Here is a 26,586-nt window from a genome sequence, read left to right on the forward strand (position 1 = left end):
AATTACCCTTTACCAATAGTCGTTAGCTTGAAGCCGATTTTCCTCAATTCTTCCCGCTCCAAGATATTTCGCCCATCGAACACAAAGGCCGGTTTGCGCATGGCGTCGTAGATTTTCTGCCAGTCGTAGGAGCGGAATTCGTCCCATTCAGTGAGCACAGCGATGGCGTGCGAATCTTTTAGTGCTTCATAAGGATCGGCATGTACATGCACTAGTTCCCTGATCAATGCCGGGGATAATTTCGCGAATTCGGACGAATTGCACGAATTGTCGACTCGTCGATGTTGCTGTAGGTATTCCAGATCGGCATAGATACGCTCTTTGGGGACCTTGGGGTCGTAGATGTGTATCTCGGCGTGGTCCTGGAGGAGTTCGTCGGCTACATAGATGGCGGCGGACTCACGGGTATCGTTGGTATCTTTCTTGAAAGCCCAGCCCAGGAAAGCGATCTTCTTCCCGGAAACGGTATTGAAGAGGGTATCGATGATCTGCTTGGCAAAGCGGTGCCTCTGGTAATCGTTGAGCTTTACTACCTGCTCCCAGTAATCGGCCACCTCGGGCAGATTGAAGTGACGGCAGAGGTACACCAGGTTGAGAATGTCCTTTTGGAAACAGCTTCCCCCGAAACCGACGGAGGATTTCAGGAACTTCGGTCCGATACGGCTGTCGGTACCAATGGCATGTGCGACCTCGTCGACATCGGCTCCGGTTTTTTCACACAAGGCCGACAGGGCATTGATGGAAGAGATGCGTTGTGCCAAGAAGGCGTTGGCCGTGAGTTTCGATAGCTCGGAGGACCAGATGCGGGTGGTGAGGATGCGTTCCCGGGGTACCCAGTTGGCATACACATCCACCAGTGCGTTCATGGCGCGTTGGCCATCTTCATCCTCCTCACCCCCGATGAGAACACGGTCGGGGTTGTGCAGGTCGGTGACGGCGGTACCCTCGGCCAGGAATTCCGGATTGGACAACACCGTGAAACGGGGTGCCGTAGAGACGCCGTATACGGCATCTCTGTCACCGTCCCCACGGGACGCATCCAGTATGGTGCGGATGGATTGAGCCGTTCGGACCGGGAGAGTGGATTTTTCCACTACGATTTTGTCCTCGGTGGCGACCTCGGCAATTTGCCGGGCACAGAGCTCCACGTATTTCAAGTCGGCGGCCATGCCTTTTCCTACCCCGTACGTTTTGGTGGGGGTATTGACCGAGATGAAGATCATCTGCGCTTCGCGAATAGCCTTTTCCACATCGGTGGAGAAAAAGAGATTGCGACCGCGGGCTTCGGCTACCACCTGGTCGAGGCCGGGTTCGTACACCGGTAATTTATCGAGGTCGGTGTCGTTCCAATCGGCAATGCGCTGCTCGTTAATATCTACTACAGTTACTTTGATGTGGGGGCACTTTTGTGCGATGACGGCCATGGTGGGCCCTCCCACGTATCCGGCACCTATGCAGGCGATGTTTTTGACGTTGTTTGGGATCATGTTACTTTGAAGTTGCGAATTATTTTGATTAAGGATATGTTTTTCAAATATGGTTTGGATTCACACGGATTTCGGAATCACGGATTTTCGCTGATTGGGTTCACGGATTACCACGGATTTTGAGGTCGCGGATTAGCACTGATGATTTCACGGATTAACGCTGTTTGTGTTTTCGAAGGCTCCGGCCAAACTTCTTTCCCCAATTCGGGGAGAGGTTGGGGTATTAGCCGGGGCGATAGCATATCGCCCCTAGCGTCTCCATACCCTCGACGGGCGGGCATACATCCGGTTTATCATGGCCGGGTTCGTTTGTATATCGTTTTTCCTACCTGCTGTATGTGCTCAATTAAGTCGTTGTTTTTGATGGTGGCGAAAATCGAAATGTCTACCATCCAGGGCAACAGCAAATCGTCAATATCCTTACTGATATTCTGCAAATCCGAGAATTCGAGTTCCTGCCCTTTTAGGGTCAGGTCGATGTCGGAGCCTTCGGCATAGTTTCCTTTGGCACGCGAGCCGTAAAGGATGACTTCACTGACTTGTTCGTAGCGGTCGAACACTTTTTTCAGCAAGGCAATTGTTGCATCGCTTAATCCGTATGGCATAACTCATCCATTTTTTTTTCGAAGCCGGTAAACAAATCATAATAGGCGTGGACGATCCGGTCCAGAATTTGTTCCGAAATTTCTTCCCGGTAGGTATGCGACGTCAGGTTTCTGTCTGCAATCATATCCATCCAGACCGTCCCATTGGTAATTAGACCCCGGTTAAAGGCCATGCGGGTGGCATCCTTTGAACCGTATATATTCGCTTCTCCCTGGTCTTTTAAAAAATCCTGCATGACCTTCCAGCAAAGTTCGTGCGTGAACTCAAACCCCTGAATCAGGCCTTGCTTCTCCAGGTCGGAGAGGCCTTTTTCGTGGTATTGGCGAACACCCTTCTTCAGGGTGGCCAATGCCTTTTTATAATTGGAAAACCGTTGTTTCCACCGGATATCGGTCATCGTACAGGTAACTGTTGGTTTTGTAGAACTATATTTTGAGGGTATTAAACTAAGAAAGTCTGTTTTTCAATTAATGTTTGGATTAACACGGATTTTGAAATCGCGGATTAACACGGATTTGTGGTCGCGGATTAGCACTGATGATTTCACGGATTAACGCTGTTTGTGTTTTCGAAGGCTCCGGCCAGACTCCTTTCCCCCATTTGGGGAGAGGCTGGGAGAGGGGCAATAGCAGCGTATCTCGTGTTTGTTTTGTTCAATTCGTTAAAATATCATACCGTTTGTCGAACGTTGTTTTGATGCCGTGCGTGCGGCGCAGGAACGTCACCATTTCAATCCACTTAATAATGTGCGCCTCTTTTCCCTGTGTGACATCTACCCGGGGCGATAGGCCTATCGCCCCCTACTTTCCCATAACCTCGAATGTCTCCGTGTATATCCGTGAATCAAATCTGTGTCAATCGTCTTCCTACTGTAACCTCGAAGCGTAATTAGCTTTAATTGGCGTAATTGGTATTATTTAAATTGACTTCATTGAACTGTGTTTCGCGTAATGTAAGACTAATCAGTATGATACAGTTACTGGTTTGTCCAATTGCGTTGTGCGATGAATTTTTGTGTGGTGCGAATGTTGCCGAAAAGGCGTTCACAGTTTTCGATCACATCGGGTACCAGTTCCGTAATGGCTTCCGGTATATATTCATGAGCAATCTGGTTGCGCAGGTCGCGAATCTCAATCAGTTCATCGGCTGAGGTGAGCAATCCGATTTTTTCCCCTTTGTTGAGCAAGTCAATGAACGGGACAAAGGGCTCGTGCAGCAGCATCCATACGGTCCGAATGATTTTTTGTGTGTACAGGTCGGATGTTCTGCCGAATTTGGAGGTCAGTGAATCGAACGATTCGAGTTCTTCAAATGTATATTCCTCCTTCCTACCTATCTCCCTGCATTTTTGAACGGATCGCTCCAGTGTATTGAGCGATTTATCCAATAATCCCAGTTCTTCATGAAGGAGCTGCACCAGGTATTTGTGATTTTGTCTGCTCATAGCGGTTCGGCTTCGGACATAATTAGTTGTTTGAAGGCTGACTGATCGGTATGGGTAAAATTAACCAAATCGATCTTTTGCCATCCAAAGCGTTTGTAAAATTCCCGTCGAAAAATCCGTAGTTGTTTCTTATCGATCCGTTCCTCCGAAAGTAGACAAATATCAATATCTCCTCCTTTGGTTCGGTCCGATAACCGCGAGCCAAACAGGTAAATCCGGACGCCGGGAAATAATTGTCTTGCCTGTTCCCTGATGAATTGTATGATTTCGGGTTTCAGTCGCATGAAACAAAGATAAAAAGATAAAGAGTTGTAAGTGTTAAGACGGTTGCTTTGTTGTTTTTCAGGTATTTACTATGGGCGTCTTTTTTTTTAATTGAAAGCTGGATTAACACGGATTTTAATCACGGATTGACGCTGATTTTCGCTGACTGTGTTTCGAAGGCTCCGGCCAAACTCCTTTCCCCAATTTGGGGAGAGGCTGGGAGAGGGGCAATCGCAGCGGCTTTCGTGTTTGTTTTGTTCAATTCGTTACAATCTTTCAAATCATACAGCTTGTCGAACTGCGTTTCACTTCATTTTCAATTTTCAATTCTCCATTTTCAATTTTTGTTGTCGTTCGTGCTGGTTGTTATTCACATATACCGGAACCGCGATGCAATCGAAAATGGTTTGTACTTCGGCTTCTTCCGGTTTGTTGAATAAGCCATTGATGATTGGTTTAACGCTGTCGTTTACCAGCTTTTTCACCGAATAGAAAACAAAGAATTCCACTTTCCACACCTGGTAGAGCATTTTCAACGTTGTCAGGTAAGCCCAGCCGGCGTTTTTGTAGGCTTTCCAGAAACGTAACTTGCTTTCCAGAATATATTGGTGTTTCTGCAGGTGCGAAACAAACAGTCCGATGGTTTTGGAAGCATTGTGTTCGTACGCCAGTGCCTGGATGATGTAGTTCTGCCGTTGAGCACGTTTCACCTTTTCGCCCAGAATGGTCTCCTCGTAATAAAGGAAAGTCTGGTCGTCGAGGTAATCAACTTCTTTGAACACCTCCGTTTTTCCCATGAAGAACGACCCGGGGATACAGTCGACCGGAAGCGCTTCTTTTGACGGATACTGCAACGGATAATAGTACCGTTTCAGGTAGGGAACCGCCAGTCCTTTGAGGATTCGGGTGGCTCCCAAAATCTCTTTGCGCTTGTCGGGTAACTTCCATGCTGAATTTCGTTTGCTCATCTGCCCACGGACATGCATCACCGGACTGATGAACGCAGGTGATTCCAGACTGTTATACCAATCCACCAATTTACTCAGCAGTTGATTATCACCAAACGACACATCGTTGTTGGAGACCAGTATATAATCAATCGCCTGCTTTTCCAGGTACCGGATGCCCCGGTTATTGGCCCGGGCATATCCTTCGTTCGTTTCATTTTGAATGACCGTAACCTGCTCGTTGGTTGCAAAGTGTTCCTGTAACTTTTGGAAGCTTTCGTTGGGCGAATCATTGTCGATGATGACAATTTCCAGAGAAATGTCTCTCTGCTGCAACAATACGTCCCGCACATACGTGATGGTATCGGAATACGTCACGTAATTCACAATGACGACGCCAATCGAAGATTTGTTTTCTGTCATTTAATGTTGTTCAAACAGTTTCAGGTTTCAAGTTACAGGTTTCGGGTTGCGCTTCGCGGTTACTGTTGTTACTATGGTTACTATTGTTACTGTTGTTAGAGGGTTTCAGGTTTCAGGTTACGCTTCGCGGTTACTGTTGTTTCTGTCGTTACTGTTGTTCTCCTCCGGTTCAATCGGTAGCGGCCACGTAGGGCCACGATATATCGTGGCCGCGCAAAAATAACACGACTGAACATTTCAAATCAATGCTGGCATGTGTGGCGCAGGAACGTTTCTATTTCAATCCTGAACCCAACGTGCGCCTCTTGGGGCAATCGCATTCTATCTTGGGGCGGCGTCATCCTGGCTACCGCCAGTCTTTCTTCCCCCAAGTTTTGGAATGACGGCCCTTCAGGCCTTCTCCCGAGCAACCTCGAAGCCCTTATTAGTGTAATTCGTGCGGGATCGACCGGTGCGTGGGAAAATTAGTGTAATCTTTTTCCCGTGTCAATCTGTGTCAATCCTTTCACCCATTCTCGTCTTCACCCATTCACCCTATCCCCTTTTCTCAACTTCTCCCTCTCTCTTTTTCTCCTTCTTTCTATTTCTCATCTGCTTCCCACAGGAGCAGGGCATTCTTTTCACTTTTCAGGTACTCCTGTTCTTCCTCCGGAATGATGCATAGGGTACGTATTTTGCGATCGGTCATCTTTTCGGCGCTGGTCGTGAGGCGGCCAAGGTAGTTACGATCGATGTTTTCGCCGACCAGGATGATGTCGATGATGCGACTCTCGCGGCCGGCAGCCATTTCGCCTGTCAGCCAGGCACGCGAGACATGTCCCAGCTTACTGATTAGATCACTGACCACGTGGTCGATCCCCACATGTTTCATGAGGATGTTGTGGATGTCGCGGAACAACGGGTGTTTTGTATTCGCGGTGAACATCTTTTTGTTGCCGTCGAAACTCGATGTGAGCAGTCCGGCCTGTTCAAAACGGTTCAGCTCCACGCGGATGGCATTGGATGACTCGTTGAATTCATCGGCCAGCCCACGCAGGTAAGACGAGGTGCTGCTGTTGAGGAAAAACTTCAGCAACAGCTTAATTCTTGTTTGGGATGTAATGAGGGATTCCAGCACGATCGATCAAGTGAATGGTTAATTGGTTTTTAATGTTGTTTGGAGGGATTCGTTGGGCAAATCGTTGATTCTTTTTTGGATTTCACGAATTAGGACGAAACGAAGTTCGACGAAGTCAATTACACGAATTTTTAAGTTACGGATTAACACGGATTGGGTTCACGGATTGACGCTGTTGGTATTGATGATTCGTTTGAACTTCAGGCTTTTTCCACCGAATGTGACCAAATAAGCCAGCGGATATTTTGTCGCTTTCAGATAGTTGATAACTTGTTTGAAGTGTGTATCAATTAAAACTGGCGTCGTTTTTAATTCAATGATTATTTGATCGTAACAAATGAAATCAGCTTTGTAATACTTGTCGAGTTTGTTGTCGTTGTACCAGATGTTCAATTTAGCCTCTTTTTGAAAAGGTACATTGTTCAGTTTTTACCTAATATAAAGATTAACTCTCGATGTTTTCTCTTTCGTCCCCGTCGGTAGAATTCCAGCGCTCTTTGAACTGCTGCAAATATTCACGTCCGAAGACCACTCCTGTGCCGATGATGCCACCAAGGAAGATCCAGATGATAAGGATCATCGGTCTGTTGGGTTTGGATTTTTCCAGGGGAACGGATACCGGCTCGATGATGGTGAAGACCGGCGTATCTTCCTTGACCTGTATTTTGGCCTGCTCCAGTTGTTTGGCCAGCTCGGTATAGACACTCGATAAGAGGTTGTAGTTGCTGTTCAAACGCTCCAACTCGGTTTGTGCCATGGCGGTGGCCACATTCTTGTTGCGGTCGCGGAAGCGGGCCAGTTCGTCCTGTGCTTTTTCAAACTGTTTTTTTGTTTCGTCGTACCGCTGCTGCACGAACTCGAGATTGGCCTTCGCTTTCTTTACCTTGAAATCGGTGATGTATTGCTGCAGCATTTTCTGCGTGTGTGCTGCCAACTGTGCAGCGGGCAATGCTTCCGGCATGTTGCAGGTGAGGGTGACATAACCGTCCTTATCATTGTAGTCGATAGAGACCAAATCGGCCAGTTTCTTTTGTACTTTCCTTTGGTCATCGGTTAACTGAATGGGACCGTTGTTGTCAGCCGAAGTTCCGCCTTCCGGTTTTCCTTTGATGGCCTTCAGGATGACTCCCGGCAAGCCAATGGTGTATTTAATGAGAGGATTGGGCTTGTCATATTCGGTGTAGTAATCGAAAAGTGATACCGGATGGTCGATTCCCTTGAAAGTGAGTTTGGTTTTCATTAGCCCCAACTGGAACGGCACACTGGAGATGATCTGCGGATAGACGGCCGGCGTGATATCGGAGGCTCCCCCGATATTGAGGTTGAATCCGGCCATTGCTGCCAGCCCTGAAAGACCTCCCAACTTTGACTGGCCATCGGCCCCCTGGGGGACCATGGTGGTGGTAGCGGTGTACTGTTTGGCACTGAAAAGCGCGACCAACAGGCCCAGCACCGCAAAGATGGCTACCGTTTTGATGATAGTTTTCCGTCCTTCCCAGAAGGTTTTCGCCAGCTGAATGAGATCGATTTCGTCGTCGGCGACTTCGGGAGTGGGGGTATGTTGTGATTGCTGAATGTCAGACATGATTTGATTGTTTTAACGATAAAGGTTTAAGGTATAGGGTTTAGGGTGTATGGTATAGGGCATAAGGATTATGGTGTACGGGAACTTTTGATTCGTTTTTGCCGGGCTTGAATCAGCTTTTCGAGTTTTTGCGATATGGCATTGCATTTCTCGTTTAATTCATCATAGCTTTCTTTCGACAAATAACCAATCTCGGATGCAATTAGCAATTGTGTTCTTAATTCAGCTGATGAGCCTTTGGCAATATTGAAATAACGAATTGAGTTTTGTGCTGAACCGCTTTCATCTCCTTCGGCTATGTTAGATGGAATACTCACTGCAGCTCTGCGAATCTGATTTCGTAAATCGAAGTCTTTGGCTAAAGCTCCTTCGTTCGTATACCGGTATATCTCTACCGCCAGGTCTTTCGCAAGCTGCCAAACTTCCAGTTTTGAATAATCACCCATTATTGCTGCCTTATACCTTACACCTTATACCTTACACCCTACACCTAATATTTTACAGTCTGTTTACCAGTGTGACGATCGTCAACGACATGGCACTAAGCGCGCTGGAGAGGCTAATCCACTGGGCGGCTGACATGCCTTCCTTGTCGGGGCGGGCCGGGACGATGATTTCGCTACCGGGTGTTATTTTCGGATAATTCCGGGTAAGGAACAAGAAGGAGTGGGTAGTGGCTGTTGTACCGTTGGGGTAGATGACATACACTTTGCCGCGCCGTGCGCGTGGGGCAAAACCTCCGGCTTTATTGATGTAGCTTCTCAGCGATTTGCCCTGTTCGAAGGTCTGTGCCACGGGGTTCATTACGCCACCGGATACCTTGATGGTCTGCATCTCTTTCGGAATGTTTATTTCATCTCCGGGCATGAGCATCAGATCGATCGCGCTGCCGGGATTGTCCATGATTTTGGCTAAATCGATTCCGACCAGCTGCTTTGGCGTGATATCCAGATGTAAGGTCGTATCTTTTGCCATTAATGCTTTGCGGGCATCGATTTCTTCCTGGGTCAGACCTGTGGTTCGGGTGAGTGTAGCTCCTTGCAGGTAAGCATCCCGGGTAAGACCACCGGCCCGGTTAATGATATCGGAAATTCGTTCATTTTTGTGTGCAATGCTGTAACTTCCGGCATACACTACTTCTCCTGTCACTGATACACTTCCCTGGTCGCGGTAGCCGGGTGCGCGGCGCACATATACCTGGTCGAATGGTTGCAGGACAAAGCCGGCATCCTTCGGGTTCAGTTTTAAATTCCGGGGCACCTTAAAGGTGAAGATGTGCGACAGCTGGTTGGTCGTTTCCGCTGCTTCGCTGTGACTTAGCCGGCGCGCTACTTCAATGAAGGCTACATCAGCATTTTCCTTGAAGCCACCCGCACGGAAAATCAGGTCTTCCAGTGTCATTTTATCATTGTAAGGGAACTTGCCGGGATTCAATACTTCTCCCACGATGTTTACCGTCTGGCCTTCCCGCATGTCGAAGATGGAGCGGATGGTGACCACATCGTTGGGCTTGAGATTCGTATCCCATGTGCCTTTTTCCACATCACCCAGGTTGAAAGCAATGTTTTCCCACTCCCAGTTAGCTTTGCGGCGGGAGAGGATGGCGCGGTTGAGGAACGCTTCTTCTTTGGGACCGTCCGCTTTTTTCAGCAGGTCGGAGAGTTTCATTCCCTCTTTCCACTGGTAGGAACCGGGACGAAAAACTGCTCCGTTGATGGTGACGCGGTTGGTGTACCGGTCGAGCAGGGTGTCGGCTTTTACCATATCGCCATTTTGCATGGTGAACTGGTCGAATTTTGCTTGGTCGACATCCAGTATGCTCTTTTCCCGCTGAGTATTCCGGGTCACCGATAGATTTTGCGTATAAGCATTTTCGGCAAAGCCACCGGCATATTTAATCAGATTAGCCAGTGTTTCTCCTTTTTTAACTTCAAAGAGGCCATTGCGTTTGAAAGCGCCTTCTACATCAATGCGGTATTTGTAAGTGGGAATAAAGAGAATGTCCTGATCGCGTAACTGCACATTCGCTTTGGAATTGCCGTTGACCAGGAAATCGTATACATCGATAGTATGTACTACTTTGCCTCCCCGAATCACCTGGATGTTCCTAAATGAACCATTCTCTGTAGGGCCACCGGAAAGGTAGAGTGCATTGAAGGCGGAAGCAGTGGCCGGCAGGGTATAGGTTCCCGGGGCGTTGACATCGCCAATCACGTTGACTTTGATGCTGCGAACCGTGCCCATGCTGACTTCGGCGTATGTATTGGGATTGGAACCCGAAAGTCCACTGTAGATGCTGATAAGTCGTTTTTGAATCTGTTTGTTGGCTTCTTCGAACGTGCTGCCTGCCACATATACCGGACCGATATCGGGGATGTTGATGGCGCCATTTTGGTCGATAGTTAGCTGGTAAGTGGCCTGAGAGGCTCCCCAAACAGTAATCACCAATTCGTCGCCAATGCCTAATACATAATCTTTGGGTGTAGGAATATTGACAGAGGGTTCGAAGGTGAGATTTTTCGAATTGAATAAGTTGAAACCAAAGACCTTTTTGTTTTCCGGCGTGGGTTTGATAGGGGCCTTCACTGATAATGTGTCGGCGGAGATGGATTGCAATCCGGTTGAAGTTGTTTCCTGTGCTGATTGTTCCAGCCCCGTGCCATTTTGCAGTTGCTGGATTCGTGCCATTAACTGGTCAACCTGGGCCTGGGAGGCGCCACGTGCTTTGGCCAAAGCGACGGCCTGTTCCTGTGTCAAACCACGGTCCTGTATTTCCTTCATGATTTTACGGACCTGGGCGTCGCTTAGCTTACTTACATCCACCTGCGACGGATTGACATTGCTGCTTTGGGTTTGTGCCATTCCCTGTGAAACCGCCAGAGTCAGCGATAGCATCACCAGGGTGAAAATGGTTTTCAACTTCAACATATTCAGATTATATAATTATTTGTAAAATACGGATTACGCTAATTATAGCGAATTACACGAATTGCTTCGAGGTTGCAGTACACACAGCCTGAGAGGCCAGCTCAATTCAGCCCAATGGCAACGCCTTGGGTAATAAATTCACGGGGCATCCACAGAGGCGCACATTCCGGACAAGATTGAAAACCTATAACTCCTGCGCCGCACACGCCGACTTTTATTTGAAATATTTATTCTTGTTGTTTCTGCGCGGCCACGATGTATCGTGGCCCTGCCAGGCTGCTACCGGATGAACCGGAGGTGAACAATAGTAACTACAGAAACTACAGTAACAACAGAAACCACGAAGCTCAACCTGAAACCTGTAACCTCGAACCGCGAAGCGTCTTTTCACAGCTTCGCCTCCTCAGTCCCATATCAAAGGGGTGAGCAGGCAAAAATATTGGCAACGGTTGAAAATCGAACTAGAATTGTTGTTCGTTCTTAACCGTCAGTTTGCCAGTGATTCATCTGTTTTAGTCTTTTAAAAATGCGTGTAACCCTGCCTTGTGCGGATTACACGGTCAAATGTAATGAATAAAAATATTACTCAAAATCTGAAACGTAAGGGAATTGTTAAAATTGTGGCGAATGGTTAAAAAATGATGGTGAACGTATCAAAATCTTTGATGAACGTGCAAAACTTTTTGATGAACGGTTAACGGGTAACTGCCAATTCGGAGATGGGAACTTCGACCATGACTGTGTAGCCAACGGGCTGTAAACGAATACCTACTTTGTTTTTTCCTTTGATTTGAACAAGCTCGCCTTTCATGCCCATTAAGGGGCCGGAAAGGATCTCGACCTGTTCGCCGGGCTTCAAATCTTCGCGGGTCAGTTCCACTTTGATCTGCTCCTGGTGAAGCATTCTTTTCAGCGATTCGATGTCTTCGTCGCGAACCGGTGCCGCTTTGCCTCCAAAGGTAATGTAGCAAACAACATGTTCTGTTTGAAGTACCCGGTCGTAATCCTTTCGGTTGATATGAACAAAGACGTAGCCGGGCATCAGCGGCATTTCTACCAGCTTCTTCCGGTCGCTCCACTGACGGAGCTTTTTCTGGATGGGCAGGTAAGCCTCGATATCTTTCTCCGCAAGTGTTTGCAGTACTTTCTTTTCTGAACGGCTTTTTACATATACCGCATACCAGCGCGTCAGAGATTCTTTTGTGGCTTCCATTCCCCGGTGTTTATTGTGCTTCAGGTTTATTCTGAATGCAAATCTATAAAAAGCGATGAAAGTGTAGGGCGTTCATTTGATTTTTTTAAGCAGGTTATGGAGGTCATATCGTTTTTGCATTGTTCTGTTTGGTTGACTGTTGAGTGTCACAATAAGGAAGGAAATTAATTTATTCCGAACAGTTACAGACTAAACGAGTGAGGAAATCTTAAGAGTTAAGTAAACTTTTGATGTTGAAGTGGTCGGGTTTTATGGCGGTTTAAACTGTGTTTTTGACAAGAAGACGGGCGTTTTTCACCTTTTTTTTATGAAAATTGACCTCCTGGCGACGCTTTTTGTGAAAAAACGTTAACGGATTTTTGTATTTAGTTTATGTTGTAATGGATTCATATTTAGTGGTTAGTGTTTTGTTGGTGTTGTTTGGATACATGTCTTGGTAAACTTTTTGATGTAAAAATTAAATTTTGTAAAAAAATGTTTAAATTGCCACTGCTAACAAACTAACGAAGCTAACTGAACCGAATATTATGAAGTACAATGAAATGCTACATCCATGTGGCTCATTGTGGCCGCATGCATTGAAACTAACTGTGACTTACCCAGATCCGTTTCGGGATCGTTTCTTCATTTTAAAATTTGAAACTAACTAGTCGTTGGATGGCTTTGTGCTGTTCAACTCAACTAACAGATACACGCAACAAGTATCCATTTTTTACTAATCTAAATCTATTATCTATGAAAAAATGTAATCTGAGTTCTGTTCCGGATGGAAATTGGACAAGGAAGCTCCTGACCATGCTCCTTCTGTTTGTTTTTATGGCAGGATCAGCCTTTGCGCAAACAAAGACCTTAAGCGGTACAGTAACCGGTGAGGATGGAGTGCCTATTCCGGGTGTAACCGTCATGGTGAAAGGTACATCTGTTGGTACAGTTACCGACCTTAATGGTGAGTATACCCTGACCGGTGTTCCTGCGGATGCTGAAACATTAGTGGTTTCCTACATTGGTATGAAAACGCAGGAAATCGAGATAGGGGATCAGACTAATATTAGTGCCACTTTGGCTCCTGATGTTGTGGGAGTAGATGAAGTGGTGGTTGTCGGTTATGGTACCCAACAGAAAAAATCATTGACTGGTTCCGTGGCTAGTGTTTCGGCGGATGAGCTTCGTGCTGTTCCTGCTGCGAACGCTGCTTCCCGTCTGCAAGGACGTGTTGCCGGTGTAACCATTACCAACGACAACTCTCCTGGTGGTGACGCTACCGTTCGTATCCGTGGTTATGGTACCATTAATAATAACAACCCGTTGTTCGTGATTGACGGAGTACCGACAACCGGTGGATTGAGCCGTATTAACCCGAACGATATTGAGTCGATGACCGTGTTGAAAGACGCTTCTTCGGCTGCTATTTACGGGGTGCGTGCTGCAAACGGCGTTGTTATTATCACTACTAAACGTGGTAAAGCCGGTAAACCGAAAGTAAGCTTCGACGCCCGTTATGGTGTTCAGCGTACGACCAATAAACTGGACCTGTTGAACACACAGGAATACGGAGATTTGGTTTGGCAGGTAGCTGCCAACGATAGTTATCTGACCGGTGCTACCGTTGTACCGAACCATCCGCAGTACGGAACCGGAGCTTCTCCACAGATTCCGGACTACATCATTCCGACTTTTGCATTTGAAGGTGATCCCATGACTGATCCTTCTACCTACAACAATGATGATACTGCAGGACCACTCAACCTGATTACCCGGGCGAATAAACAAGGTACCGACTGGTATGACGAAATTTTCAACCCGGCTCCTATTCAGGAATATAACGTGGGCATCTCCGGTGGAACCGAAAAAGGTACCTATGCAGTTAGTATGGGATACCTGAACCAGGAAGGTGTTGTGATACATACCGGTTTTGAACGTTTCTCCATGCGTTCGAATATGGACGCTCAGCTGACCGATTGGTTGAAGATGGGGCAGAGCCTTGGAGTTACCTACACCAAACGTCAGGGTTCATACGGAACCAACAACGATGAAGGTAACGCCGTGTCGCAGGCTTATCGTATGCAGCCGATCGTTCCGGTTTATGACATTATGGGCAATTTTGCCGGTACCAAAGCAAACGGAACCGGTAACGGAGCCAACCCGGTAGCGAATCTGACCCGTGACAAGGATGACTGGGGAACCGATTTACGTGTTCTGGCCAATGGCTATATGGAAATTAAGCCGATGAAGGATTTGACTTTCAAGACGCTGTTTGGAGTCGATTTGAACAATGGCCGTAGTAAGGATTATACCATTCGTAACATCGAATTCGCTGAAGCGATTGCTACCAATAGTTTGTCAGAATATCATGGTTACACATTACAGTGGAACTGGGCTAACACATTGAACTACAATAAGACCATTAATAATACGCATTACATTAATGTATTGTTGGGTTCCGAAGCTGTTTCCAATAAATATGAAACGTTCACTGCAGGTCGCAGTAAGTTTTTCTCAGACGACATTGATTACCGTTATCTGAATGCCGGTGAGATTAACCAGGTGAATACCGGTTATGCTACTGACTGGAAAACGTTCTCTTATTTTGGCCGTTTGAACTATGACTACATGCACAAATACCTGCTGGAAGCCGTTGTTCGCCGTGATGCATCTTCCCGTTTCGGTGCCGCTAACCGTTGGGGTACTTTCCCGGCCTTCTCAGTCGGATGGCGTATTTCGGAAGAAAGTTTTATGGGCGACGTTCCATGGCTGGACGACCTGAAACTACGTGCCGGTTGGGGACAAAACGGTAACGACCAGATTGGTAACTACGATACTTATGCCACTTATAGTGCTACCAGTTGGATGTCCTTCTATTCCATTTCCGGAGACAATACATCTTCAGCAGCTGGTTTTAACAATACCTCACTGGCGAACCCGGATGTGAAATGGGAAACTACGACAACTACCGACATCGGTTTGGATATGACCATTCTGGATAACCGGTTGGAGCTTAATTTTGACTGGTATAACAAGAAAACCAGTGATATGCTCTATGGGGTTCAGTTACCGGCAACCTATGGTAATGCCTCCCGTCCTGCAGTGAACATTGGCGATATGAAGAACACAGGATATGATATCATGCTGACGTACCATGGAAAAGTAGGTAAGGATTTCATCTATAACGTACGGGCGAATGCATCGCATTACAAGAATGAGGTGGTTAAGTTGAATGACAATGCCGATGAGGTACTTTGGGGAGCAACGCTTCGTCAGCGTACGTATACCCGTTCAGAAGCCGGACAGCCGATATCTTCTTTCTATGGTTATGAAGTTGTTGGATTTTTCAATAGCTGGGATGAAGCGAATTCCTGGCCAACCTTCGGCGATTACAACAAACCCGGTCGCTTCAAGTACAAAGATCTAAATGGCGACGGTGTTATTGACCCGGATAATGACCGTACTTACATTGGTAGTCCCCACCCGGATTTGACTTATGGTTTGAACATCGACATGACCTATAAGAACTTTGATATGACCATGTTCTTCCAGGGTTCGTATGGAAATGATCTGATCAACTACGTCAACCGCTGGATTGACTTTAACAACTTTGCCGGTAACCGTAGTAAAAAGCGTTTGTATGAGTCATGGACTGCTGACCGTTATGCCAATGGCGATAAAATTTCGTTGCCGATTGCTGAATCGAACGACGAAACCAGCCAGGATCCGAATAGTTTCTTTGTTGAGGATGGTTCTTATCTCCGGATGAAGGATTTCCAGTTGGGGTATACCCTGCCTGCACGTCTGTCTAACCGTTGGGGAATCGATCGCTTGCGTGTTTATTTCCAGGCTACCAATCTGTTTACGGTTACCAAATACAGTGGACTGGATCCGGAAATCCGTGACACTTCTGATCAAGCCGACCAACGTCTCGGTGTTGACGAAGGTGTTTATCCGACAGCACAAACCTTCATGTTTGGTGTGAATCTGAACTTGTAATTAAAAGGAATTTAAAAAGAAATTGATTATGAAAAAGATAATTTTCCTAACCTTATTGGCTGTTGTCGGAACGTTTTACTCTTGCTCCGACAGCTGGTTTGAATTAAAACCAAAGGGGTCAGCATCGATTTCCCAATTCTACAACGAAAAGGGAATTAACGCTCTGTTAATCGGAGCATATGCGGCACTTGATGGTGAGGGCACCGATGCCGGATGGGCTGGTACCTATGCCTGGGCCGGTTCTGTATCGAACTGGGTGTGGGGCTCAGTTGCTTCCGACGATGCTTACAAAGGCTCAGAGGCGGGTGACCAGTCTACTATCAACCCGATTGAGCGTTTTGAAGTTACTTCAACCAACGGTTATGTATCCGATAAATGGCATGCCCTGTACGATGGAATTGCTCGTTGTAACGAGGTATTGGCAGCAATAGCCGAAACCCCGGATGATGTGGTATCAGCTGACAAAAAAGCGTGGTTTGCAGGTCAGGCCCGTTTCCTGCGTGCACATTTCTATTTTGATATGACCCGTACTTACAAGCAAGTGCCTTATATCGATGAGAACACTGAAGCACCGGAATCAGTACCGAATGACCATATGTTATGGCCGGAAATTGAAGCAGACTTCCAGTTTGCCGTGCAAAATCTGAACGAATCTGAGGCTAATGTAGGTTTTGCCACTAAGTGGGCTGCCGAAACGGCGTTGGCACGTGTATATATGTTCGAGGAGAAGTATAGCGAAGCAAAACCTTTGCTGGATGATGTGATTAATAATGGTCCGTTTGTATTGATGGATGATTTCCAGCAAAACTACCTGATTGCCTATAACAATAATGCGGAATCTATTTTTGAGGTGCAGTATTCAGTGAATGATGGTGCTCCGGAATCCTTCAACGGAGGTTATGGTGACGCGTTGAACTTCCCTTATGCACCTGCTATTGGTGTATGTTGTGGATTCCACCAGCCTTCACAGAACCTGGTGAATGCATACAAGGTGGATGCCAATGGTCTTCCATTGTTCAACACCTTTAACGATTCGGACATTCCTAGTCTGGATGCTTCAGGCGAGAATGTAATAACCGACACCTATACCGATCCGGTTGACCCACGTTTGGATTTCACCGTAGGACGTCCTGGTATTCCGTATCTTGACTGGGGTATTCAGGGAAATAAAACCTGGGTACGTGACCTGGGTAACGGTGGTCCTTACCTGTACAAGAAGAATATGTTCCTGAAATCAGAAAGAGGAACGTTGTCAACTACTTCCGGTTGGGCAACCGGTGTAAATGCGAACAACTACCGTATGTATCGTCTGGCTCACGTTATTCTGTGGCGTGCTGAAGTAGCTGCTCAGGAAAACGATTTGGGTACAGCGATGGATTTAGTCAACCAGATTCGTAACCGTGCGAAGAATAGTTCTGTTGTCAAATTTGATGATGGTACACCAGCTGCCAACTATGACGTTGAGCCGTATACTTCGTTCCCGGATCAGGCCTATGCATTGCGTGCTGTTCAGTGGGAAATGCGCCTCGAGTTTGCCATGGAAGGTATGCGTTTCTTCGACCTGGTACGCTGGGGTATTGCTGCTGACGTAATGAATGCTTACCTGACAGAAGAAGCTACTAAGCGCACTCACCTTACCGGTGCCAGCTTTACGGCCGGAAAGAACGAATACTTCCCGATTCCTCAGCAACAAATCGACCTCTCGGTGGTTGATGGACAAAGTGTATTGCAACAGAATCCGGGTTACTAACAGAACGAAGAATACATGAAATAAAAAAGAGGCTGTCCAAAAAGGGCGGCCTCATTTTTTAAGCAGCTAACCTGATTGTTCCGAACATTTTGCTGATTTTTGGTAGGCATTGTTGTATGTCTGCTTTTGTGCAGGATATTGCTTCAAAAACGAAAATAATTGTATAAGGAACGGAATTTTTCGGATGTTTGGACACAGTTAGGGCCACTAACTTCCTCAAGTTGTGTCCAATGGCCATTAACCCAAACTCTACTTCCACCTTGGATAATCCTTTGAGGGTAAACCGGTTAAATTTGTTGTTTGATTTCAGCTGCCCAAACACCGCTTCCGGTTCGATGGGGCGCATGCTGCGGTGGTAAAGGCCTTCTTCACTGGTTAACCTTTCTCTTGCCAGCCGGCGTAATCGATTTAGCTTGTGGTTGATTTCGAGCTTTCGGTTCCCCATGGCTTTATAGCACAGCCCCCGAAGCGGGCATCCGGTGCAATTTTGTGACTGGTAGATACTCACCTGGTATTGATATCCCAACTGCGTTTTGCGCCTGTTGTTACTCACCCTGTTCATGCGTTGTCCCATGGGACAGACATAAAAATCCTTTTCCTTATTATAATACAGGTTTGCTGGCAAAAAAGCATTATTTCTTTGACTTCTTTTTTGTTCTTTATGAAAGTAGTTGTACTTGACAAAGGCTTTTATATCCTGATTTTCCAGATATTGGTAGTTCTCTTCGCTGCCATAGCCTGAGTCGGCAACCACCGTGGATGATCGCCTGTTGTAAAGTACTCCAAAATGGTCAAGGTGCGGTATCAGGGTGGCGGTATCGCCGGGACGTTGATGGAGTGAAAAATGGGTAATAAACTGGTTCTCCGTGCTGATTTGAGTATTGTAAGCAGGCTTTAACTGCCCGTTTTTCATATGATCCTCTTTCATGCGCATGAAGGTGGCATCGGTATCGGTTTTCGAGTAGCTGTTCCTTTGCCCCAGGGTTTCGAGTTGCTGTTTGTATTTTTTCAGTTTGGGCAGGGAATCCGATTCCAGTTGTTTCAACTGTTTTTGCTGTTTCCTGTTCAGTTTTGAGAGTTGTTCATTTAACTGGTTGATTTTCTTTTGTAACAGTTCGGAATCAATCGGCTGTGGCAGGTGGTCTTCTTCAGGGGAAGCTGAGTCCACTTCAATGCTTGCCTGAATCTCTTTTAATACCTTTTCGATTTTGGCTTCAAGCTTATCCTTGTATTTTTCAACCGAGCCACGCCAAACAAACGTATAGCGATTTGACGTTGCTTCGATTTTTGTCCCGTCAATGTATTGTACATCCAGGCTCACGTACCCCATTTCGTTCATCAACCGAACCATCGAGGCAAACAACTGATGGATTTTATTTTTTAATTTCTGACTTCGGAAATTGTTAATGGTCCTGAAATTAGGCGTTGCTTCACCCGAAAGCCACATGTAATGGATATTTTCCTGAAGTTGCCGTTCTATTTTCCGGCAGGAATAGACATTGTTCAGATAACTGTAAAACAGTATCTTAATCATTACCCGCGGATGATACGAACTTGTTCCGCCTCCTTTATAGGTCGATAAAATATCGTCTATGTTTAACTGGTCAACAACCTGGTTAACCAGACGAACCGGGTGATTAGCCGCTATTTTATCGCTTAGGTTACCCGGAAACAGTACTGACTGTTGGGAAGTAACACTTTTAAATCGTACGTTTGATCGTGTTGTCATTAGCACCTTTAAGATACAAACCTTAAAGCGACAACAAAAACAAAGGCTGTCCAATTTTACTTTTTGGACAGCCTCTTCTTATTTGCTTAGGGTTATGATTTCTTACTGTCGAATTCTGAATAGAAAGATTTTTTTATTGAAGAAGTATTGTCGCTGCTGGGATTATTCCAAATAATAAACGAACCCAATGGTGGCATTCAGAGTAGAAAGCTTGTAGTGATTACTCTCCTCGCTTATGATGGCTCTGGTAAGATTGGCGCCGGTTCCTTTATCTACTTCCTTTTCTTCGCGGGAAATTTTAGCGGACGATTGAAAGTAGCTCAGGCCAACCTGTAAATTAGTTCGGGGAGAGACGGCGAAGCGCAAAGCTGTTCCTGCTTTCCATGCAAATGCCAGGTTATTCCGGTTGGTGGCATGATTGATATAAAACCAGTTATTATTCGGATTGTCATAAGTAAGCTGCTGGTTGGGCACCAAATTGACATTTACGCCTCCCAGCGCCTGAAAATCCCAACTGAAGGTGTTGAAATTGATACTGTATCTTGGCCCGACCAAAATACTTCCCCAAAGCCATGAGTTGGAATTTAGTTTTAGGTAATCCCGCTCAGTTGCCGTGATGTCGTAGTTCTGTTTGAACATGTTTTCCAGCCTGGTGCCAACGCCATCCCGGTTGACCGGATTATTGCCGAAATTGAGCATTCCGGTAAGTGACAGATTATCCTGGAGTGCATAATTCGACTCAAGTGTCATGTTGAAACCTTTTTCGGCATGACCGGCTTTCACATTGTCAGGATTATTGTTTTTGAACGCATTCACCGGCCAGGCGCCACCCATTGACAACGCAAACGACCAGTTTTCGGATTGCGCTGAAGCATTGACGGTGAATAGCAGAAGCAATGAAAGGACAGATATGTATTTCATATAATTCATTTTTAAGTAAAATCAACCAGATTGCTTAAGCCAAAGTATATTTTTTATTCGTATTAATCAGGCGGAATCCGGAATTTCTTCCCGCCGTTGCGCTCTATCTCCTTGACGGGAAAAGACGCAATAACGTTTCGTCGTCAGTTGTTAAAACTGACAATTTCATGAAAATGATTTGACAACCAGTATCTTTTCTTATTGACTTTTCGGATATTTCTTTTGCAAAAAGAAATTATCACTGAATAATTATGAAAGCTACCCGATTCTGGTAAAGATATGCTCCCGGATTTTTTTAAATTTACGCCTGATTCCGCTCCGGCAGTAACAAATTGTTACCTTATCCGGACCCATCCTGAAATATAAAACGCTTTTTATGGCATTGAATTACATCTGGATTTTCTTTTTTCTTACCGCATTTATTTTCGGTTTGGTCAAGCTTATATTCTTCGGGGATACTTCCGTTTTTACCGACATGGTAGCATCCACCTTTGATATGGCGAAAACCGGATTCCAGATTTCTCTTGGCTTAACCGGCGTTTTAACTCTTTGGATGGGGATCATGCGGATAGGTGAAAAAGGGGGAGTTGTGAAGATTTTTTCCCGTCTTATCGGGCCTTTCTTCAATAAGCTGTTTCCCGACCTGGGGAAAGACCATCCGGCTTATGGTTCTATTATGATGAACCTGGCGGCGAATATGCTGGGACTGGATAATGCAGCTACACCAATGGGATTGCAGGCCATGAAAGAGATGCAGGCAACCAACCCATCGAAGAAGACCGCCTCGAATCCGCAGATCATGTTCCTGGTATTGAATACGTCGGGGTTGACGCTCATCCCCATTTCGGTGATGGTGTACCGGGCGCAGCTGGGAGCGGCTGACCCGGCGGATATTTTTATTCCCATATTGCTGGCCACGTTTTTTTCCACCCTGGCCGGTGTTATCAGCGTTTCCATTTACCAGCGCATCAAACTTTACGATAAAGTGATTCTGGCCTATCTCGGCGGATTGACACTTCTGATTGTCGGTATGATTGCCTGGATGTCGACACTCTCGAAAGATCAGGTGACGCTTTACTCGCAGGTGGGGAGCAATGTGATTCTGTTTTCCACCATTATCGCATTCATCACGTTGGGAGTTGTCAGAAAAATTAACGTGTACCAAACCTTCATCGAGGGGGCGAAGGACGGTTTTTCAACTGCGATTAAAATTATCCCGTACCTGGTGGCCATTCTGGTTGCTATTGGCGTTTTTCGGGCTTCCGGAGCACTCGATTTTATTACGAGTGGGATTGCCTGGATATTTCATTCGATGGGAATTAACACCGACTTTGTGGATGCTTTGCCCACCGCTTTGATGAAACCGTTGAGTGGTAGTGGTGCACGGGGCATGATGGTGGATGCGATGAAAAATTATGGTCCCGATTCATTCGTCGGACGGGTAGCGTCCACCGTGCAGGGAGCGACCGATACGACTTTCTATATTCTGGCTGTTTACTTTGGATCGGTTGGAATCAAAAATACCAAGTATGCGGTAACCTGCGGATTGATTGCCGATTTTACAGGTATCGTCGCAGCAATCCTGATTTCCTATATGTTCTTCCATTAAAAAAGCAGGAAAGGGAAGTTGCCCGCATTCCTGCTAATCTGTTCCTTTCCGGAAAATATTTTTTATAGCTGATTAACGGCTTGTCTCAGAATGGTGAGCCTTTTCAGCATGGTTTCCAGTTTGTCGAGGTGGAGCATGTTGGCTCCGTCCGATTTGGCGCTGGCCGGGTCGGGATGTGTCTCGATGAACAGGCCATCCGCGCCCACGGCAATAGCGCCCCGGGCAATCGTTTCAATCAGCTCGGGCTTCCCTCCCGTTACTCCGGATGACTGGTTGGGCTGCTGCAGTGAATGTGTAATGTCCATGACAACCGGGCATTCATTGGTTTCCTTCATTTCCGGTATACCGCGATAGTCCACTACCAAATCCTGGTAACCAAAGGTGCTTCCCCTTTCGGTGATGACCACATTTGGGTTACCGGATTCTCTAACTTTATCTACTGCAAACTTCATGGCTCCGGCCGAAAGAAACTGCCCTTTTTTGATGTTAACTACTTTGCCGGTTTCGGCAGCTGCTACCAGAATATCGGTTTGGCGGCAGAGGAATGCCGGTATCTGCAACATGTCGACATATTCGGCTGCCATAGCCGCTTCGGGTGCACTGTGAAAATCCGTAACGGTGGGTACACCGAACGTTTCGTTCACTTTACGCAGAATTTTCAGCGCTTTTTCGTCGCCGATGCCGGTGAAGGAATCAAGGCGCGACCGATTGGCTTTCCGGTAGGAGCCTTTGAAAATGTATGGGATTTTCAGGTCGTCGGTGATACGAACAATACGCTCTGCAATTTGTAGCGCCAGGGTTTCATCTTCAATGGCGCAGGGGCCGGCCAGCAGAAAGAAATTGTCGCTCTCTTTATGCCGGATATGGTCAATTCCGTTAAAAATCATGGTAATGTACTTGTTCTTTGCTATTCAAACTATCCCGATATCAAACATTTGTATGCCGAAAACGAGACTGCAATGGTAGTGAAAAACCGTTTAATTTTAGTTGAATTCGATTTGTTTTCGTGTCCGGAAGTGGTTCCTGCAAGCTGATTATTTGGTGAAACGTTGTTTCCACCATTGTTTCAGGCGTTCCAGAATTTTCTGCTCTGCCGGGTTGTTTTGCGGATGATAGAATCGCTTCGTACGAAGTTTCTCCGGAAGGAAATCCTGTTCAGCAAAATTCCCGTCATACGAGTGGGCGTATTTGTAACCTTTCTGGTAGCCCAACTCTTTCATCAGTTTGGTCGGGGCGTTGCGCAGGTGCAACGGCACCGGCTGATGACCGGAGTTGCGAACTTCTGCCAGGGCACTGTCGATGGCTTCGTATGCAGAATTACTTTTGGGCGAAGTGGCCAGGTAAATGGTACATTCCGAAAGGATGATCCTGGCTTCCGGCATGCCGACTTTGTGGACGGCATCGAATGTGCTTTGGCTCAATAACAATGCATTAGGATTGGCCAGTCCGACATCTTCGGATGCCAGAATAACGAGACGCCGGGCAATAAATTTGATGTCTTCACCGCCGTCGAGCATGCGGGCCAGGTAATAAACAGCTGCATCGGGATCGCTGCCACGAACCGACTTGATGAATGCCGAAATTACATCGTAATGCATTTCGCCTTTCTTGTCGTACATCGACAGGTTTTCCTGCAACCGGTTGGTGACTTTTTCGTTGTTTAAAACAATTTCATCACCTTCTTCGGAGTTGAGGACGACCTCGAGAATATTCAGCAATTTGCGGGCATCGCCACCGGAATACCGAAACAACGACTCGTGTTCGTCTACTGTTATTTTCTTTTTCGAAAGCTCAGTATCTTCTGTCAACGCACGGTTAAGGAGCGTCATCAGGTCTTCCGCTTCCAGCGATTTTAAAACATACACCTGACAGCGACTGAGCAGGGGAGAGATGACTTCGAACGAAGGATTCTCCGTTGTCGCTCCAATCAGCGTTACTATTCCCTGTTCAACAGCGCCCAGCAACGAGTCCTGCTGTGCTTTGCTGAACCGGTGAATCTCATCGATAAAGAGAATTGGATTGGGCGACGAAAAGAATTGCTGTTTCTGCGCTTTGTCAATCACCTCACGCACATCTTTCACACCGGAATTAATCGCGCTCAGAACATAAAATGGCCGATGCAACGTGTTGGCAATGATTTTAGCTAGCGTGGTTTTCCCCACGCCGGGTGGCCCCCACAGAATGATCGAGGATATATTTCCTGATTCAATCATTTTGCGCAGGACGGCATTTTCACCGACCAGGTGTTGTTGCCCGATATAATCATGCAATGTTTTCGGGCGCAGACGTTCAGCAAGAGGCTGGTTGCTGCTCATAATTCTCCTTTTCTTTTCCGGTATTCCCGGTAGTACTTGTTCGAACGCAGGATAAATGGTGTCAATGGAAACAGTAGTACGACCAGCAGGACGTTACTACGCCCGGTTGCCAGCAGAAAAACCTCAAGCGCTATGATGACTCCAACTGCGGCCCAGATAAGTGCACGCAGTTGATTGATTTTACGCTTTAATTCATCATCTGAAAGATTTTTCAACCGATTGTCGTCCATACATCAATTGCAATATTGTTTGATTATGCTGTAGGCTTCGTCGATTCCCAACTCACCAGCTTTACTCAAATCCAACGCGCCGCCATCGATATCGTTCAGATATATTCGGGTCAGCCCCCGGTTGAAATAGGCTTCCGCAAAGTCAGGCTCGAGCTTAATGGCTTTCGAATAGTCATCCAGGGCACTGTAGTAATCTTTTTTCTTCACTTTGGTATTGGCCATATTGAACCATGCAAAGATGAATTTTGGATTCATGTAAATTACCGTTTCATAATCCTTGATGACTTTTTCGTAGTCGAGTATTTGTTCCTGTGTCTTCGGTTTGTTGTTTTGTGAAGCGGCGTTTTTTCCACCTAGGTTGATCGTCTCGGGCTCAGGCAATGTATTCAATGATTGAATATAATCGGTCATTTGCATGCGGGCCGTAGCTCTGCCAAAGTAGGCCAGCAAGTTATGCGAATCCTGAGAAATCACCTTGTCATAATTCTGAATAGCCTCGTTGAATTTGTTATCCAAAGCGTAATAAATTGCCCGGTTCAAATAAGCCCTTTCGTCTTTTGGATTGGTTTGAAGAATGGCCGTTTCCACCGCAATCCGATCGCGGTATTGCTGCATACGCCATTCGTTGTCTTTTGCCGGCTTGTTCGTGATAACCAGGAATGGGTCGTTGTGATTCTTTTGGTTCAATGCATCGATGGTCATGCTGTAATATTGCAGCTTGTCATAGTCAACCGAATCTTTGTGGAACATGGAGATTGAAAAGTCCGGCTCCAGTTTGATAATGACATTCCGGTTTTGAACTTTGCCATCGGTTATTTCCGTTTCTTTCACGTCTCCTTCGTCATCCACCACGATGAGGCGGCGGCGACGTTTCCGGGTGTACGGGCCGGTTGCTTTCGACTTATTGTTGGTTGAGTCAGCTGCAGCTAATGCGTTGCCCGCCTGCACAGAAGATTTTGTTGACGTCGAATCGACTTTGGCGGCTGTATTTTGCTGTTGTTTGCCTCCTGCTTGTGCTGTTTGTTTTCCTTGTTGTTGATTTGCTTTCTGCGAAGATGAAGAACCAGCCGAAGCGTAGTATTGCTGTTGTTGACGACGTTGCTCTTCTTCGTACCTTCTTTCTTGCTCGGCAAAACGCGGGTCGAGCTGTTTGGCCATCGCGTAATCCTGTTTTGCTCCGGGCCTTCCCAGTGTTTCCCGGGCAATTCCCCTGTTCAGCCAGGCTACCGCGATATTCGGATTCAGTTTAATGGCCATGTCATAATCGATAATTGCGCCTTCGGGGTCACCCAGTTTGTGTTTGACGATTCCGCGGTTGACAAATGCTTGCGCCATTTTCGAATCGAGTCGGATACAGATGTCGTAGTCTTTTAACGCACCGGCATAATCTTCTTTTTCGAATTTGGCAATACCGCGCATCAGCCAGGCGCTGGCAAAGTGTGGACGCAGATGAATTGCCTTGTTACAGTCGGCGATAGCACCGTCCAAATCGCCTTTCATTTGCTTGGCCGAACTTCTGTTCAGATAGGCGTTGGCCATTGTCGGGTCGAGCTCTATTGCCTTGGTATAATCGGCGATTCCGGAATCGATGCTGTCCATCGACACTTTGGCGATTCCACGGTTGTTATAAATGGCTGCGTTGTCATTGTCGAGTTGAATTGCCTTATCGTAGTCGGCTATGGCCGCTTTCAAATCGCCTAGTTCATGATTAGCCATCCCACGCTCCATGTAGGCTTCGGGGTAAAAAGGCTTGATGGAAATTGCTTTGTCCAGGTCTTCCTTGGCTCCACGGTAATCTTCGAGGTAATATTTGGCAACAGCCCGATAAAAATAAGGCTCGGGAAGGTAAGGCTTCAGTTTAATAACGATGTTGAAATTTTCGATAGCGCCTACATAGTTGCCAAAATAAATTCGACTCTTGCCGACATAAAAATAGTGGTCGGTGTTGAGCTGGGCCATGGCCGGCAACACGCTCATTACAAGAAATAATAGTGAAATCAGTCTTTTCATCGGCAAGAATCCCGGATTATATGATGA

At 46.4% G+C, this 26,586-nt stretch carries 20 protein-coding genes and 1 pseudogene; 3 read left to right on the forward strand and 18 right to left on the reverse strand.

What is annotated here, in order from left to right:
• Nucleotides 1–2: 2 nt before the first annotated feature.
• The 12 genes from AC060N_RS05190 to AC060N_RS05245 all read right to left on the reverse strand — a co-directional run bounded on the left by AC060N_RS05190 (nucleotide 3) and on the right by AC060N_RS05245 (nucleotide 12,014).
• Entirely contained in the window at nucleotides 3–1,487 is a 1,485-nt protein-coding gene (locus AC060N_RS05190; RefSeq protein WP_479526166.1) for a UDP-glucose 6-dehydrogenase, read from the reverse strand.
• A gap of 293 nt (nucleotides 1,488–1,780) precedes the next feature.
• Nucleotides 1,781–2,092, reverse strand: a complete 312-nt coding sequence (locus tag AC060N_RS05195) for a nucleotidyltransferase domain-containing protein (protein WP_479526167.1) — start codon at nucleotides 2,090–2,092, stop codon at nucleotides 1,781–1,783.
• Nucleotides 2,077–2,490 carry a nucleotidyltransferase substrate binding protein gene (locus AC060N_RS05200; protein WP_479526168.1) on the reverse strand — a complete coding sequence of 138 codons (414 nt, stop codon included), beginning with the start codon at nucleotides 2,488–2,490 and terminating at the stop codon, nucleotides 2,077–2,079. The genes AC060N_RS05195 and AC060N_RS05200 overlap by 16 nt, the downstream gene beginning before the upstream one ends.
• Nucleotides 2,491–3,069: 579 nt before the next feature.
• Entirely contained in the window at nucleotides 3,070–3,537 is a 468-nt protein-coding gene (locus AC060N_RS05205; protein WP_479526169.1) for a hypothetical protein, read from the reverse strand.
• Entirely contained in the window at nucleotides 3,534–3,821 is a 288-nt protein-coding gene (locus AC060N_RS05210; protein ID WP_463228817.1) for a nucleotidyltransferase family protein, read from the reverse strand. Before AC060N_RS05210 ends, AC060N_RS05205 begins: the two co-directional genes overlap by 4 nt.
• Nucleotides 3,822–4,124: 303 nt before the next feature.
• Nucleotides 4,125–5,171 (reverse strand): glycosyltransferase, encoded by a 1,047-nt coding sequence (locus AC060N_RS05215; RefSeq protein WP_479526170.1) that lies wholly within the window; start codon nucleotides 5,169–5,171, stop codon nucleotides 4,125–4,127.
• Nucleotides 5,172–5,751: 580 nt separating this feature from the next.
• On the reverse strand, nucleotides 5,752–6,246 hold the full coding sequence (locus AC060N_RS05220; RefSeq protein WP_479526171.1) for a hypothetical protein: 495 nt from the start codon (nucleotides 6,244–6,246) through the stop codon (nucleotides 5,752–5,754).
• Nucleotides 6,247–6,447: 201 nt separating this feature from the next.
• On the reverse strand, nucleotides 6,448–6,714 hold the full coding sequence (locus AC060N_RS05225; protein ID WP_479526987.1) for a GxxExxY protein: 267 nt from the start codon (nucleotides 6,712–6,714) through the stop codon (nucleotides 6,448–6,450).
• Nucleotides 6,715–6,733: 19 nt separating this feature from the next.
• The gene (locus tag AC060N_RS05230) at nucleotides 6,734–7,873 is read right to left on the reverse strand and encodes a Wzz/FepE/Etk N-terminal domain-containing protein (protein ID WP_479526172.1); all 1,140 of its coding nucleotides are present in this window, start codon (nucleotides 7,871–7,873) and stop codon (nucleotides 6,734–6,736) included.
• A 68-nt stretch (nucleotides 7,874–7,941) separates the two neighbouring features.
• Nucleotides 7,942–8,319: a four helix bundle protein gene (locus tag AC060N_RS05235; RefSeq protein ID WP_479526173.1), complete on the reverse strand. Its 378-nt coding sequence runs from the start codon at nucleotides 8,317–8,319 to the stop codon at nucleotides 7,942–7,944.
• Nucleotides 8,320–8,371: 52 nt separating this feature from the next.
• Nucleotides 8,372–10,801 carry an SLBB domain-containing protein gene (locus AC060N_RS05240; protein ID WP_479526174.1) on the reverse strand — a complete coding sequence of 810 codons (2,430 nt, stop codon included), beginning with the start codon at nucleotides 10,799–10,801 and terminating at the stop codon, nucleotides 8,372–8,374.
• Nucleotides 10,802–11,495: 694 nt separating this feature from the next.
• Entirely contained in the window at nucleotides 11,496–12,014 is a 519-nt protein-coding gene (locus AC060N_RS05245) for a UpxY family transcription antiterminator (RefSeq protein WP_479526175.1), read from the reverse strand.
• Between the two features lie 735 nt (nucleotides 12,015–12,749).
• Here AC060N_RS05245 and AC060N_RS05250 point away from each other — a divergent pair.
• Both AC060N_RS05250 and AC060N_RS05255 read left to right on the forward strand, forming a co-directional pair.
• Nucleotides 12,750–15,995: a SusC/RagA family TonB-linked outer membrane protein gene (locus AC060N_RS05250; RefSeq protein ID WP_106543308.1), complete on the forward strand. Its 3,246-nt coding sequence runs from the start codon at nucleotides 12,750–12,752 to the stop codon at nucleotides 15,993–15,995.
• A gap of 28 nt (nucleotides 15,996–16,023) precedes the next feature.
• Nucleotides 16,024–17,745, forward strand: a complete 1,722-nt coding sequence (locus AC060N_RS05255) for a RagB/SusD family nutrient uptake outer membrane protein (RefSeq protein WP_479526176.1) — start codon at nucleotides 16,024–16,026, stop codon at nucleotides 17,743–17,745.
• 208 nt (nucleotides 17,746–17,953) lie between these two features.
• Here the strand turns inward: AC060N_RS05255 and AC060N_RS05260 are convergent.
• A pseudogene (locus tag AC060N_RS05260) lies at nucleotides 17,954–19,474 on the reverse strand (IS1182 family transposase); the annotation flags it as partial.
• Between the two features lie 162 nt (nucleotides 19,475–19,636).
• Nucleotides 19,637–20,395: a hypothetical protein gene (locus tag AC060N_RS05265; protein ID WP_479526177.1), complete on the reverse strand. Its 759-nt coding sequence runs from the start codon at nucleotides 20,393–20,395 to the stop codon at nucleotides 19,637–19,639.
• A gap of 376 nt (nucleotides 20,396–20,771) precedes the next feature.
• Between AC060N_RS05265 and AC060N_RS05270 the strand changes: the two genes are divergently transcribed.
• Nucleotides 20,772–22,004, forward strand: coding sequence for a nucleoside recognition domain-containing protein (locus AC060N_RS05270; protein WP_479526178.1), 1,233 nt, complete (start codon nucleotides 20,772–20,774; stop codon nucleotides 22,002–22,004).
• 62 nt (nucleotides 22,005–22,066) lie between these two features.
• On the opposite strand, the gene kdsA is transcribed toward AC060N_RS05270, so the two are convergent.
• The 4 genes from kdsA to AC060N_RS05290 form a co-directional block, all read right to left on the reverse strand.
• On the reverse strand, nucleotides 22,067–22,891 hold the full coding sequence (kdsA, locus tag AC060N_RS05275; protein ID WP_479526179.1) for a 3-deoxy-8-phosphooctulonate synthase: 825 nt from the start codon (nucleotides 22,889–22,891) through the stop codon (nucleotides 22,067–22,069).
• 147 nt (nucleotides 22,892–23,038) lie between these two features.
• Nucleotides 23,039–24,319 (reverse strand): replication-associated recombination protein A, encoded by a 1,281-nt coding sequence (locus tag AC060N_RS05280; protein ID WP_479526180.1) that lies wholly within the window; start codon nucleotides 24,317–24,319, stop codon nucleotides 23,039–23,041.
• A complete protein-coding gene (locus AC060N_RS05285) occupies nucleotides 24,316–24,549 on the reverse strand; it encodes a hypothetical protein (RefSeq protein WP_479526181.1) in 234 nt (77 codons plus the stop codon). Before AC060N_RS05285 ends, AC060N_RS05280 begins: the two co-directional genes overlap by 4 nt.
• A 3-nt stretch (nucleotides 24,550–24,552) precedes the next feature.
• Nucleotides 24,553–26,559, reverse strand: a complete 2,007-nt coding sequence (locus tag AC060N_RS05290; protein WP_479526182.1) for a tetratricopeptide repeat protein — start codon at nucleotides 26,557–26,559, stop codon at nucleotides 24,553–24,555.
• Nucleotides 26,560–26,586 lie beyond the last annotated feature (27 nt).

It is taken from the genome of Prolixibacter sp. DSM 2831, assembly GCF_056493735.1.